Origin of the sequence: Capnocytophaga felis (genome assembly GCF_009684755.1) — a bacterium.
Taxonomy (GTDB): domain Bacteria; phylum Bacteroidota; class Bacteroidia; order Flavobacteriales; family Flavobacteriaceae; genus Capnocytophaga; species Capnocytophaga felis.
Genome location: NZ_BLBC01000011.1, coordinates 140377 through 152697 on the forward strand (window position 1 = coordinate 140377; position 12321 = coordinate 152697).

Annotated in this window: 14 protein-coding genes; 10 read left to right on the forward strand and 4 right to left on the reverse strand. The window is 42.2% G+C overall.

Annotated features, from left to right (window positions below; translation table 11 throughout):
* From GN105_RS09260 to GN105_RS09275, 4 genes are all read right to left on the reverse strand, one after another.
* Entirely contained in the window at positions 1-414 is a 414-nt protein-coding gene (locus GN105_RS09260) for a hypothetical protein (RefSeq protein ID WP_155285118.1), read from the reverse strand.
* 92 nt (positions 415-506) lie between these two features.
* Positions 507-4217 (reverse strand): hypothetical protein, encoded by a 3711-nt coding sequence (locus tag GN105_RS09265; protein ID WP_155285119.1) that lies wholly within the window; start codon positions 4215-4217, stop codon positions 507-509.
* Positions 4217-5716, reverse strand: coding sequence for a hypothetical protein (locus GN105_RS09270; protein ID WP_155285120.1), 1500 nt, complete (start codon positions 5714-5716; stop codon positions 4217-4219). Before GN105_RS09270 ends, GN105_RS09265 begins: the two co-directional genes overlap by 1 nt.
* 2 nt (positions 5717-5718) lie before the next feature.
* Positions 5719-6177, reverse strand: a complete 459-nt coding sequence (locus tag GN105_RS09275; protein ID WP_155285121.1) for a transcriptional regulator — start codon at positions 6175-6177, stop codon at positions 5719-5721.
* A gap of 254 nt (positions 6178-6431) precedes the next feature.
* Here GN105_RS09275 and GN105_RS09280 point away from each other — a divergent pair, with 254 nt between their 5' ends.
* The 10 genes from GN105_RS09280 to GN105_RS09320 all read left to right on the forward strand — a co-directional run bounded on the left by GN105_RS09280 (position 6432) and on the right by GN105_RS09320 (position 12220).
* Entirely contained in the window at positions 6432-7400 is a 969-nt protein-coding gene (locus GN105_RS09280; RefSeq protein WP_155285122.1) for an HK97 family phage prohead protease, read from the forward strand.
* Positions 7401-7542: 142 nt separating this feature from the next.
* Positions 7543-8445 carry a phage capsid protein gene (locus tag GN105_RS09285; protein ID WP_155285123.1) on the forward strand — a complete coding sequence of 301 codons (903 nt, stop codon included), beginning with the start codon at positions 7543-7545 and terminating at the stop codon, positions 8443-8445.
* A gap of 92 nt (positions 8446-8537) precedes the next feature.
* A complete protein-coding gene (locus GN105_RS09290; RefSeq protein ID WP_155285124.1) occupies positions 8538-9023 on the forward strand; it encodes an N-acetylmuramoyl-L-alanine amidase in 486 nt (161 codons plus the stop codon).
* 58 nt (positions 9024-9081) lie between these two features.
* Positions 9082-9411 carry a hypothetical protein gene (locus tag GN105_RS09295; RefSeq protein ID WP_155285125.1) on the forward strand — a complete coding sequence of 110 codons (330 nt, stop codon included), beginning with the start codon at positions 9082-9084 and terminating at the stop codon, positions 9409-9411.
* A gap of 20 nt (positions 9412-9431) precedes the next feature.
* The gene (locus tag GN105_RS09300; protein WP_227977356.1) at positions 9432-10109 is read left to right on the forward strand and encodes a DUF6808 domain-containing protein; all 678 of its coding nucleotides are present in this window, start codon (positions 9432-9434) and stop codon (positions 10107-10109) included.
* A gap of 2 nt (positions 10110-10111) precedes the next feature.
* A complete protein-coding gene (locus GN105_RS09305; RefSeq protein ID WP_155285126.1) occupies positions 10112-10471 on the forward strand; it encodes a hypothetical protein in 360 nt (119 codons plus the stop codon).
* A gap of 61 nt (positions 10472-10532) precedes the next feature.
* A complete protein-coding gene (locus GN105_RS09310; RefSeq protein ID WP_155285127.1) occupies positions 10533-11063 on the forward strand; it encodes a hypothetical protein in 531 nt (176 codons plus the stop codon).
* Positions 11063-11524, forward strand: a complete 462-nt coding sequence (locus GN105_RS09315; RefSeq protein ID WP_155285128.1) for a hypothetical protein — start codon at positions 11063-11065, stop codon at positions 11522-11524. The genes GN105_RS09310 and GN105_RS09315 overlap by 1 nt, the downstream gene beginning before the upstream one ends.
* A gap of 83 nt (positions 11525-11607) precedes the next feature.
* A complete protein-coding gene (locus GN105_RS13085; protein WP_262884842.1) occupies positions 11608-11733 on the forward strand; it encodes a hypothetical protein in 126 nt (41 codons plus the stop codon).
* 73 nt (positions 11734-11806) lie between these two features.
* Positions 11807-12220: a DUF1320 family protein gene (locus GN105_RS09320; protein ID WP_155285129.1), complete on the forward strand. Its 414-nt coding sequence runs from the start codon at positions 11807-11809 to the stop codon at positions 12218-12220.
* The last annotated feature ends 101 nt before the right edge of the window (positions 12221-12321 follow it).

Below are 12321 nucleotides of genomic sequence, written 5' to 3' on the forward strand. Positions count from 1 at the left end.
CTATTCGCTGACCACTAAATTAATTTCAAAACTCACGATGATTTTACTCACGTTTTTGATGCGTTTTGTCAGCTTTACAAAATTTTCCGTTTTTCTGTAAAAACATTGGTATGTTTTGGAATGGTCATCAATGTAAAGGTTCTGCCAACCGCTTTTCTGCCATTCGGCAAAAAAAGCGTTGTAGCCTTCCCAAAATTTCGCTTCATTTTCGGCGATAAAAAGGCATTTGAGGGTAGCCTCTTTATCGTGAAACTTGGGAGTTTCCAAGTCGTATTCTTTGCCGTTTTCTTCCGCCCAGTCATTCGTAAGGCTTTCTTTCCGCTCGGGAAAGGTAAGAAGCTCGGCAGTGTTGGTCTGAATAACGCAATGAAATTCAGTCCAAAGGTTTTTGTTGTTTAATTTGTCGTTGTACATTTTGCTAAGGGATTAGTGGTTAGTGATTAGCAATTAGCTGTTGGCTTTTGGTGGGCGTAAGCATTACGCCCCTACTATTGCCTATTGCCTCACTACGGTTTAATTCCGTTACCTTTTAGGTCATTTTTATTGGATTTAACCGATGTTTCAATATTTTTTAAACTCTCTTTCATTGCTTCGGTGTTATCAGCAGTACGTTTTGTATTGTGTTGAATTTCCAACTGAATGCCTATCATCTTGCTGGTTTGTGCCATTGTCTCGGCAAATCCTTGTTTGTTGATTTTGTTGGTTTCCAATTGTGCTAACCGAAGTCCTCCGAATTGACCCGCCAATAGGTCGGCTTGCTGTTCGGTGATGCCTCTGACAGCACCTTTGAGGGAGTTGCGGGAGGCTTCCGCTCCTTTATTGTCATATAAATTAGTACCGAGTTGCTTTCCGAGTTGCTCTAATTTGGCGTTGGTATTTTTAAACGTATTTTCAAACTGCCGACTTACTGCCTCTATCTTATCCTTGTCTAAGGTGTCCACGCCCTCGTTGAGCAGGTCGCCCATTTGTTCGTATAGGGGTTTTAATTGTTCACGCAGGTATTGATACTTAAAGGCATTGAATAGGGACGATTTTATTTTTTCTTCGGTAAACTCTGCAAACTGAGCAACATTACCCTGTGCTTGGGCAAGGGCATTAGCGAAATTATTCACGAAACCGTCGAAGTTCTCACCCATTACCACTTGTCGCATTTCGTTCTTTAGGTCAGCAAATTTTTGTTGTAATTTTTCAACGTCTTCTCCTGCTTTTTTCCATTGCTCATAGAACTGTTTTACATCGCCGTGCAACCATCCACGTTCATTGAGCATTTGAAAATAATCGCCCATCGTTTCCGATTTATTGAGCATTTCCAAAACTTGCTCAAAAATGGGTCTGTATGCTTCATCGCCGTTTTTTATTAGCTCTCGGTAATATTGTTTCATTTCCTCCATACTACCTCCAATCATCTCGTGTACTTGTATTGAACTCAATGAACCTGTTTTAATTTTACCCGTGTCAAATCTGGATTCAGCAATTCTGTTATAAAGCTCTTTTTGCGTTTTTTCGGAACTTTCCGCTTCCTTTTGGTATTCTTGAAGCATTTGTAAGTCATAGCGAAATTTGTTTTGTATTCCGTCTTGTGCGATTACTCCATCTTTGATAAGTTTATTGCGGAGTTCCAGTTGGTTGTTATATACCGAAAGTTCACGGACATTTTCTTTCAAGGCTAAATTTTGCTGACGAATGGTACGCAAGGCTTCAATATCGGCAAGCATCATTTTTACCTGTTGTTCTCGGGCTTTTTGTCGCCAACCTGTTAGCTGCTTGTAAATGGAACCAATTCCACTGAGCGAGCTGGTAATTCCGCCTACAATATCTCCCGAAGCTATCCGAGCAATCCCCGAGCCCAAGTCAAACACTCCACCGGTAAGTTTGCTGATGTTATCCATCGCATCACGTACGCCATCGCCAAACACTGCTGATAAGCTATCGCCCCAATCTTTAAACGTTCCGATGGACATTTTAACGGATTGGTCTAACGTATTCAAAGAAGTAGTAAGCCCGTCTGTGTCGCTTTCCTTTGCTGATTTTATGATTTCCTTAAAGGAATCTACCACTCTGGAAAAAGGGTTCTTCTCCCGTAAGATTCTGTTGAGTTCTTCTGCTTTGGCTTTGATGCGTTCAAATTCGGCAATGGTAATATTACTTACCCGTTTGACCACTTCGCCCTGCTCGTTGATTTGGTCGTACTCAATACGCACCATTGTTTTGCCGTTCGTAGTGTTGTACGTCTTTGCCGAGTTTAGTACCTCGCTGGTATATTTTGCGAAGTCTCGGAGTGTTTTATATCCTTTTTGAGATAGGTCGGAAAACAGTTTTTGATAGAAATCCGAGCTTTGCAAAATGGTAGCTTGTAAGTTACTTAAATCCTCTTCATATTTGGCTTTACGCATCTTTATAGCTTCGTTCACGGCATCGGCGTTGGCTTCATTACGTTGCTGTTCCAATAATGAAATATCATTGTTATACTGCGTTTCAAGGGAAATACGTTTCTGATTGAATCCTTTGTATTCCTCTAAAAGGTCGGCGAACTTGTTACGGTCTCGTTTATTTTGCTCCTCGTTGGCGAGAAGTAACATTGCTTGAAGTTCTCGCAGACGTTCCATTTTTTGAGGGCTATCGGGGTCGGCATTGGTTTTGGTAATCGCCTCTTCCAACGCTTTACGATAGCTTTCAACGCCTTTTAAATCGTTTTTAAATCGTTCTTTGGCTTCTTTTTCGCCTACCTTAGTTTTGTAGGCTTCGTACTCCTCGAATAACTCCTTTTGTTTGCTGAGTTCTTTTTTGAGATTTTCCGTTTCGTGGCGATATTTGAGTGTTTCAACGGCTTTGTCCTCCAATGTGTTAAGTTGGTCGATTCCGATTTTCAGCTTACTTTTTTTGTTAAATTCTTCCACCAATGTACGTACTTTTGCGAACTTATCTTTGAGGGCTTGTACCTCCATATCGTGCTTGTCAAAGGATTGTTTGCTGTATTCTTTGTCAAGTTCGGCGATTCTTTCAAGGAGTTTTTTGTATTCGTTTTCGAGTTTAGAGCTATCTGTTTTACTCCCTTTGAATCCCATTTCTTGCTCTAATTTTTTCACTTCTGCTAAGAACTCATTCGCTATTTTTTGATATTCATTGAGTTGCTCTTCTGCTTTTTCGAGTTCTTTTTGTTTTCGTTCTTCCCCTGCTTTATCAACATCTTTTAAATACGCATTGAAATCAGAATTATTATGTGTGGAGGGTAACCCAGCCGTTCCCGAAGGTGCTGAGTGTGTCATACTCGCTATGACTTTATCCCAAAAGGAAGCACTTTCCCTTGCCGTTTTTTGGGATATATCTTGCTTTTTAAGCAATTCATCTGTCGCTTTTTCTAAGATTTTATTAGCCGCAGATTTGTAGAGCATCATTTGAATATATCTATTTTTATGCTTATCCATCCACGCTTCTAATTCATCGTAGGTTTTTAGTTTTCCTACTGTTTGCCCTAAGGTGTCATTGTATTGATTCAGAGCCTCTTGCTTTGAAAATACCCCTTTTTTTGTGAGTTTTAAAGTTTGCTCTAAATGCAATAAATCTTGTACACCTTTTCGCACACTATTATCTCTTAGGGCTTCGTTTAACGCACCAATTTTGGCTTTTGCCTCATCTAATGCTTTTCCACCTTTGAATAAACTTATGAGCCATTCACCTATTTCATCGCCATAAACTGTTAGCAAGGTAATCCCCACCGATAGTAAGGAGTTCCAACTAAATAACGAACCGATGAGTTGTTTCCACACGGGCGTTGTCTTTTGCCCCGAAGCCTTTAATGCTTCGTTTTCAGCACGGAGTTTCGCCATTGCATCGGTTAAAATGGGAATGTTGTTGGCAATCGCCATAAATCCCGTTTGTGCCGAATACGTAAAGGCGGGCAACTCCCGTGTGATTTGGTTCACGGAATTGCCTAAGGAGTTGAATTTATGTGTGCTTTTGGTTAAAGCATCATTTTGTTGTTTTGTGGCTTGGGTTTGTTTTTGTGTAGCTTCTGTTTGTTGTCGAGTGGTTTGTGTTTGTGTTTTTTTGGCTTGGGTATTCCTGTTTAGTTCTTCCGTTTTCTGTTTAAATTTCTTTTTTACGTTCTCAACGGACTTGTCTAAATCTTTCAAGGAACCATCCAAGTTTTGGCTGTCATCAATGGCTTTTGTCACTTTCATAGCCACTTCTATTTCAATAGGGTCTAAATCTTGCATTAGTATCTGTTTTTATTGGTTTGTTTTGCCCAAATTTTAGGCGGGGCAACGTCTTGTTTGTTTTTGTGATTGACTTTCCAAACCGCACCTTCTACGGCATCGGGGGCATCGTCATTGGCTCGGCTTTTGGGTGATAAAGCTAAAAACTGAAACTCAACTTCTTTCATATCTTTTGTATCCTTTAAACGTTCGTCAAAGATGAGTTTTCCGTTTCGGTTGAGCGGTTCTAACGTGCTTTCGATACGGAAAAACTTTTCGGGCTTTTTGCGGTCATCGGCACGAAGCGGAAGTGTTAGGTTGTGCTTTTGTTCGCCCTTTTTGATTTCCATTTTCAGCGGTTCGTCCACCCACGGATATTCAATGAATAGATACACCGCCGTTTTTCCGTTTACGAAATTCAACACGTCGAATTGCCATTCTACCATTTCGGAGATGGACGTTTTTCGGCAACGAAGCCAAAGCACGTGATATTCGTCTTTGTATTTGCCTACCAATGCCGTTGCCTTGTAGTCGCCGTTCTTTTTGTAGGACGGGTCGGTATAGGCTATTAGAAATTTGTACTTGCTGAGCGGTTGAACTTTACCGTAATTCAACTCTTTAAATACTTTACCGATAGTTAGCGGATTGTTAAAATATTCGCCTTGTACGGCTTTTTGGCTAATTTTGGATAACGCTCGGTCAATGTGTTCTTCGCTGTTTTTACTTGCCCACGTACTTTTGCCGTTCTTATCACGAATGTTGATGATTTCGTGATGCGTACTTCGTTCAATGGCTTTTTTGATACAACAATAATCGGCAATGATGTTTCCGTTGAAAATCACTAATAACGGCTTATGAATAGACCTTGCTCCGTAAAGGGCTTTTTCAAACCAATCCCATTTTTTGTCCACAATGTCGGGGTTTCGGCAATCCTCATCCGTGTCGAAGTCGTCGACCACAATTACGTCGGGGCGGGCTTCTTTGTTCCTTGCCCCACGTGGCGACTGCCCCGCACCGATAGCCAAAAAAAGCGTTCCGCTGTTGGTCAAAAAATTGTCTTCTGCCCAATTGCCCCAATTGGCTTGCTCGCCGTAATCGTTACTGATTCGGGGGTTTTGTTCAAAGGCTTGTTTGAGCGGTGCTAACAACCGCACGGCACTTTCTTTGGTCGCCGACGTGTAAATGACAAACTTCTTTTTGCCCGTGAGTGCCAAATAAGCAATTTCCATCATTGTACGTCCCGATTTTGCCAACTCCCGAGACCACGCCCGCACCTCGTACCATTCGGAATTGCCCAGTACCCTTTTGGTTGATTTTTTATGAAAATCAGCGGGTTCTGCGGTGCAATATTCCCGAAAGTAATATTTAAACCACGCCTCGGGGTCGGTTTCTAATTTTTTAATCCGTTCGGCTTTAGCAATGGGGTTTTCGTTTAAATCAACGGTATCCTCACGCAACAAATTCTTATAAAATTCCTGCCATTGTCCAAAGGCTTTTTTGTCGTCTGCGGATAGTTTCATATTTATTTCATTTTATCTTTAATATACACGTCCACCCAGTGCGATACCTCTTGGGCTTTTTCCAAGTTCTGCGACCGCATAAAATTCAAAAAGCCCGTAAGAGCGTTGATTGCCTCGCTTACGCTTGCTTTGGTTTCCAACTCTTTGATGTCTTTAATCAGATTTCGACGGATGTTACTTTCTTTATAATCGGCATATCGTTTGCCCTGTTCTTTGTTTTGAATTACGCTGTTAAGTTCCTCCAACTCCTCCAACAGCAATGCCATTTGTTCGTTGCGTGTCAGCACCAAATTACGCTTGTAGCGTTCCCAATTGCCATCATTTATCCACTGGGCAATGGTTTTGACCGTAACGCCCACCTTTTGAGCCAATTCCGTTTGTGAGGTGATGTTTTCACGAACGTAGAGGAGTTTAGCGTACTCCTGTAATCGTTGTTTCTCGTCATTTGTTAGTCTTGCCATTTTTTTTGCTTTTAGCTTTTGGCGATTGGCTAATAGCTAAAAGCCAACTGCCAAAAGTGTTATTTCCACTGCAAAAGTCTTTCATATAAATAGCCTACTAAAACTGACGAATTTTTTTACCCCTATTTTAACGGTATTTTACCCCCATTTTAAGGGTAAAAAAAATCACCAACTTTTCAGGATGAAAAACCCGCCACAATTTTGCACCAACGAAAATCGGTACTCCCGATGTCGAATTACAAACTATCAAAACAATGAGCAACGAGTTAGAATTTATATTGAGTGATGAGAGTGTAGCCAATTCGTATGGCTTCCACGTACTTACTGAAGGAATAAACCTCCAACGATTCAATTCCAATCCTGTGATGTTAAATAATCATAGAAACGACACAAAGGATGTTTTGGGTTCGTGGAAAGACTTACGAAAAGAAAACGGGAAGCTATACGCTAAGCCTGATTTTGATACTGAAGATAACGAAGGCAAGGAAGTAGTACGTAAGGTACAGCGAGGAAAAATCAAAGGGGCTTCCGTTGGAATTATATTCAAAAAAGAAGCTATGCAGCTCCAAAACGGCAAATTGGTACTAACTGAATGTGAGTTGTTAGAGGCTTCCATCGTAGCCGTTCCCAGCAACGCTCACGCCATAACTCTTTATCACGCCGAGGGGAAACCTTATACCGAGGCAGAAATACAAGCGTTATGCTTAAGTGTTCACCAAAATAGTAATTTAAAATTTGATAATACAATGAATAAAGAAATTTTATCACTGTTAAAATTGGCAGATAATGCCAATGAGGATGCCGTAAAAGAGGCAATAAAAGACACCATTGCCAATCTTTCGGCGGTAACCGCAGATCGGGACCAACTTAAAACCGAAGTGACCAACCTACGAGAGGCACAGACCCAACGCCAAACTGCTGAATTTTCAGCCGAGTTGGAAAGAGCCATTAAAGACGGTCGCATTGATGCCGACGGAGCGGAACCGGTTAAGGAACTCCAAAAGGCTAACCACGCCCAAGCGATGAAGTTGTTGGCTGGGCTCAAACCGCACGCTTCTGTGAATGACCAAATCAACAAAGGCGATTCAGCCAGTGAGTTGGCAAAGCTTAGCTGGGACGAACTTGACAAACAAGGCAAGTTGGCTTATCTGAAAGCAAATGATTTTACCCTTTATGCGGAAAAATTCAAAGCTAAGTTTGGGAAAGAACCGAATGCGAATTAGCGAATAGGAGTTAGCGAATAGCGAATAGCAATTAGTTTATTAGCAATCAGAGAACTAACCACTAATTGCTAATCACTGACCACTATACACTATACGCTAATCCCTAACCACTAAATTAGTAATCAATTAAAAATCAATAAAAATGGCAATTCAAAAAGAAATCTGGATACAGGCTATTGTAGAGGCGTTTTTTGCCGATGATAGTTTCGTATCAAAATCGTACAACGCCGATGTATTTGTCAATCAGGGCAAATCGGTACATATACCCAATGCGGGAGCTCCGTCAGGCGTTGAGAAAAACCGAACCACATTTCCAGCACAGGTAAACACACGTACTGATGTGGATTTGAAATTTGACTTGGATGAGTTCACTACCAATCCAATTCGTATTCCGCACGCCGACACGGTGGAGCTATCGTACGACAAACGCACAAGCGTTTTGCGTCAGGACAAATCCGCTCTTATCAACAGAGCCAGTGAGGCGATTTTGTTCAGTTGGCTACCTGACAACGCCCACACCATTGAAACTTCGGGCAAGGCTGTAACCGCTCACAGCCCATCAGCAACAGGAAACCGAAAAGCCTTTACCAAAGAGGACGTACGTAAGGCAATGGTTAAGTTCAATGCTCAAAACGTGCCACAAACAGGACGTTATTTGCTTGTAGATGCTGAAATGTACGGGCAGTTATTGGATAGCTTGACCACGCAAGAAGCAATGGCATTCCATAATACGGCGAATGTGCAAAAGGGTGTTTTAGGGCAACTGTATGGTTTCCAAATTCTGATGCGTAGCCGTGTGGGAGTTTATGCTAACAACGGAGCGAAAAAAGAATTTACGGCGGTGGGAGCCGCTACCGATGTAGCGTGTGCGTTGGCTTGGCACGAGGACAGCGTATGCCGTGCAATGGGCGAAGTAGAAATGTTTGACAACATTTCCGACCCAACTTACTACGGCGACATTTATTCCTTCTTGGTGCGTTGTGGCGGACGTGCAATGCGTAACGATGTAGCCGGATTGTTGGCAATCAAACAAGCAACAGTGTAATAGGCAATGGGCAAAAGGTATTAGGCAATAGTTGGTGCGACACAATTCTATTGCCTGTTGCCTAACCCCTAATGTCTCAAAAAGAAAAAGCTATGAAAAAGAAACTGTTGTACTTGGTTATCCACTGCACGGCAACCCCCGAAGGTCGGGAAGTATCGTCCGATGAGATTCGGAAGTGGCACTTATCACCCAAGCCACAAGGGCGAGGCTGGAAGCAGGTAGGTTATACCGATATGATTCACTTAAACGGAGCGATTGAGCGTTTAGTTCCCAACAACGAAGACGCGTTTGTGGACGAATGGGAAATTACCAACGGAGCAAAAGGTATCAACAGCGTGGCACGTCATATCGTCTATGTCGGCGGGTGTGAGCCACACGGGCAAACAGCAAAAGATACCCGAACGCCTGCACAGCGGGAGGCTTTAGCAAAATTCGTGAGAAATTTTGTAAGTAAAAATCCCGATGTGAAAGTTGCCGGACACAATCAGTTTACTGCCAAAGCCTGTCCTTCGTTTGATGTTCCGAAGTGGCTAAGAAGTATCGGTATTCCCGAGAAAAACATTTATAAAGGTAAATAGGCAAAAAATACTAAAAAAACTATTTCCTATTACCTAACTACTAACAACTTAAAAGAAAATGAGACTACCGCAACCGTTTAAAATTACGGATATACAAAAATACCCAAGGGCGGTAGTGATTGCACTGCTTATCGGATTCCTATTGATTTTTTCAACTGTTATAGGGCATCTGTACAATCGTAAGGAAGTGATTGCCGACAAATGCGAAGCTGAAAAACAACGCCTTTATGAGGTAATCATCACCGAACGCAACGAGCGGATAAGGCTGTACGAATCGCTGATTTTCTACAAGAATGAGGCGAATAGTTACAAGAGGCAATCCGATAGTATGATGCAACAAACCAAACCTTTGGTAAGTAAAATTTTGGCTGAAAAGCCTATTAAATAACATTTAAAATTGATTTAAAGATGAGAATTAAAGTCTTTTTGGCGGTTCTGATAGCCGTCTGCCTAACCAGCCTTTCGCTCAATTGGCGACAGTGGCTAAACAAGAAAAAATCCGACGAACGGATTGCCGAATTGGTAGAACTTGGCGGGAAAGCCCGAATCGTAACCCAATACGTACGGGATAGCGTTCCGCATACGGTGTTCAAAGAAGTATTTGTCAGGGACAATGCTACCGAAAAACGATTGGCAATAACTAAAAGCTATGCTGACAGCCTCGAACAGGCGTTGCGAATATCCATTGACAAAATGAATCAGGTAAGCAAAATTAACGGAAAGCTCACCGCACAACTCAAATTGCAAGCTACCCAAAACGAGGATAAACATTACAAAGACAAGTGGCTTTCACTCACTTATAACCCTCGCTCGGACATCGTTAATCTTGATTACGACGTGAATTTGAATTTAGTACGTTATTCCGATAAGCGTTGGTTTGGGGGCGTTAAGAAGCATTACATTGATGTTTTTTCGGACGACCCAAGAGTAAAAATTCACGGTCTGCAAACCTTTCAAATTGCTGAAAAACCACCTTCAAAAATGGCTCTGGCATTACAAGGCGGATACGGAGTTACGCTGAACAATCCGCTAAAAATAGCCCCGTACATTGGCGTAGGTCTATCGTACAATTTAATTCATTTTTAATTATGAAACCATTAGAGCAAGAAGCACAGGAAATATTTGAAGTACATCCAACATTGAAAAAGATATATATCACTTCGGATGGCATCGGTTACGAGCGTGAACACGACGCCAATCAACACGCCAAAACGCTTGAAGATAAAAAAGTAACCAAGTTTGAAAGGTTTGTGCAAGAACCAAGTAACAAGGATAAAAATCCAAGTAACAAGGAGCAAGAAACAGACGACAACGGAGGGCAAACCAAAGACGAAGGTAATGACGAACTCAATGAGGGCGATGTGAATAAAGAACCAAGTGGCAAGGACGAAAATCCAAGTAACAAGGGACAAGAACCAAGTAACAAGGATAAAAACAAGAAAAAGTAAAACCAGCGGTTGGCGATTAGCTAATAGCCAGAAGCCAACCGCATAAAGCAAGATTAAAACAATGGCAAAAGAAATTAGAACATTCGGGCTGAAAGCCTTACGTTTTGGAGCAGTCAAAGAAGACGGCACCGCTCCCAAAACTTCCGAAATGGAGGAACTCGTAAGAACCAAGCGAGATACCTGCAAAATCTCGGAGGATGAAACCCAAACCACACCACTCTACTGCGACCAAGAGGACGACCCCATCGAAATTTTTAAAGGCGAAAAGGGTGAAAAAACTATCGAAGTGGATACGTTTGATTACAATCCCGAAACGCTGAAAAAACTCAAAGGCGGGACCGTAACACAAATAGAAGAGGACAGCCAGCAACTCAAAGTTTGGAGCGAGTCCACCACAGGCGAAGACATCTATAAGTCCGTTGAGCTTGAAACCCGTACAGGGGTAAAATTCCGCTTCCCGAAATGCCTTGTGTTGGCAAAATTGGATGCAGAGTTTAAGCGTGAGGAAGTGTTACTACTTCGTTTGAAAATTAAACCTGTGTCTCCGGCTAATGGCAAACCAGCTGTGTTAATCGTTTCAAAAGCTGAATAATGGAGGGTCAAAACACTGAATTTCAATCGGCAAATCTGCTACTAAAAAAGGGGGTAAGGATACAGCTCCTTGCCCCTTTTCTTTGGATTTTCAAACGAAAAAAGTCGCTGATTTTGACCGCCCCGACGTTGGAAACACTCCTAAAAGTGGCACGGTTGTATTTGACCATTCCTCCCGTCGGAAAGGAGGTCGGCACAACCGAAGCAATGGGTGTAATGGCGTCGCACGGAAAGACGGTAAGTCTGATTTTGGCGGTAACACTCCGCAATGGCAAAGAGGGTTGGCAAACCCGACGACTTGCCAAAGTGTTGCGTAAAAGCCTGTCAGCGGAAGAAATCTTTTATCTGTTTCAACTCATTGTCATTCACGGCGGTGTGCAGGATTTTATAGCTACTATCAGATACATCGGGGAGCGGAGGATAACCGCACCGATGCTGAGCCAAAACGAGAAAACGAGTTAAAAAGTGAGAGCTTTCATAGCGTTTTCGGGCTGATTTTCCACATCGCTAAAGAAACTGGTTGGAGCAAAAAAGACATTCTACAAATGCCTTTTACTGAACTAACCTTAATGCTTGCCGATGCTCCCCGATTAGTGGAACAAGGTAAAACCTCCGTAGCAGAGAAAGAATTTGAATCCGATGAGGAATTGATTGAATATATGATGAAATGATAAATGAGGCAATAGGCATTAGGCAAAAGGCAATAGAGCTACTGCCTAATCCCTATTCCCTAATGCCTAAACTATGTACTTAGAAATAACCGAACTCAAAACCCACGCCTATGCTCACGAGTTGCAGGCGATTATCCAAGGCGATGAAACCATTGCACTGGCTTCGATTGATACGGCAATTGAATTTGCCAAAAGCAAGCTGATGAAAGCCTATGACGTGGAGGCTATTTTTAGCACAACGGGAAGCGACCGCAATCCGCTACTCCTTAAAATCGTGAAAGATATAGCCGTGTGGGAGCTTATCGGCTTGGCGAATCCGTCCGTTGATTATGCCGATAAAAAATATAGGTATGAACAAGCGGTGGATTGGCTCACGGCGGTTTATAAAGGAATGCCCGCCAATCTGCCCGTAAAGATAGAAGCCGATAAAAGTAACTCAAAATCATTTAGTTTACACAGCAACCCCAAGCGGGCGAATTATTTTTAATGGAGGCAAAAGGCAATAGGCAAAAGGCAATAGGCAGTAGGCTTTTGACTATACGCTAATCACTATTGCCTATTGCCTAACCCCTATTGCCTAAAACAAAC

Coding starts and splice junctions, on each gene's coding strand:
- GN105_RS09320 (WP_155285129.1), top strand. CDS start 11,807: ATGTACTTAGAAATAACCGAACTCAAAACCCACGCCTATGCTCACGAG.
- GN105_RS13085 (WP_262884842.1), top strand. CDS start 11,608: ATGCCTTTTACTGAACTAACCTTAATGCTTGCCGATGCTCCCCGATTA.
- GN105_RS09310 (WP_155285127.1), top strand. CDS start 10,533: ATGGCAAAAGAAATTAGAACATTCGGGCTGAAAGCCTTACGTTTTGGA.
- GN105_RS09315 (WP_155285128.1), top strand. CDS start 11,063: ATGGAGGGTCAAAACACTGAATTTCAATCGGCAAATCTGCTACTAAAA.
- GN105_RS09280 (WP_155285122.1), top strand. CDS start 6,432: ATGAGCAACGAGTTAGAATTTATATTGAGTGATGAGAGTGTAGCCAAT.
- GN105_RS09260 (WP_155285118.1), bottom strand. CDS start 414: ATGTACAACGACAAATTAAACAACAAAAACCTTTGGACTGAATTTCAT.
- GN105_RS09265 (WP_155285119.1), bottom strand. CDS start 4,217: ATGCAAGATTTAGACCCTATTGAAATAGAAGTGGCTATGAAAGTGACA.
- GN105_RS09290 (WP_155285124.1), top strand. CDS start 8,538: ATGAAAAAGAAACTGTTGTACTTGGTTATCCACTGCACGGCAACCCCC.
- GN105_RS09300 (WP_227977356.1), top strand. CDS start 9,432: ATGAGAATTAAAGTCTTTTTGGCGGTTCTGATAGCCGTCTGCCTAACC.
- GN105_RS09305 (WP_155285126.1), top strand. CDS start 10,112: ATGAAACCATTAGAGCAAGAAGCACAGGAAATATTTGAAGTACATCCA.
- GN105_RS09295 (WP_155285125.1), top strand. CDS start 9,082: ATGAGACTACCGCAACCGTTTAAAATTACGGATATACAAAAATACCCA.
- GN105_RS09270 (WP_155285120.1), bottom strand. CDS start 5,716: ATGAAACTATCCGCAGACGACAAAAAAGCCTTTGGACAATGGCAGGAA.
- GN105_RS09275 (WP_155285121.1), bottom strand. CDS start 6,177: ATGGCAAGACTAACAAATGACGAGAAACAACGATTACAGGAGTACGCT.
- GN105_RS09285 (WP_155285123.1), top strand. CDS start 7,543: ATGGCAATTCAAAAAGAAATCTGGATACAGGCTATTGTAGAGGCGTTT.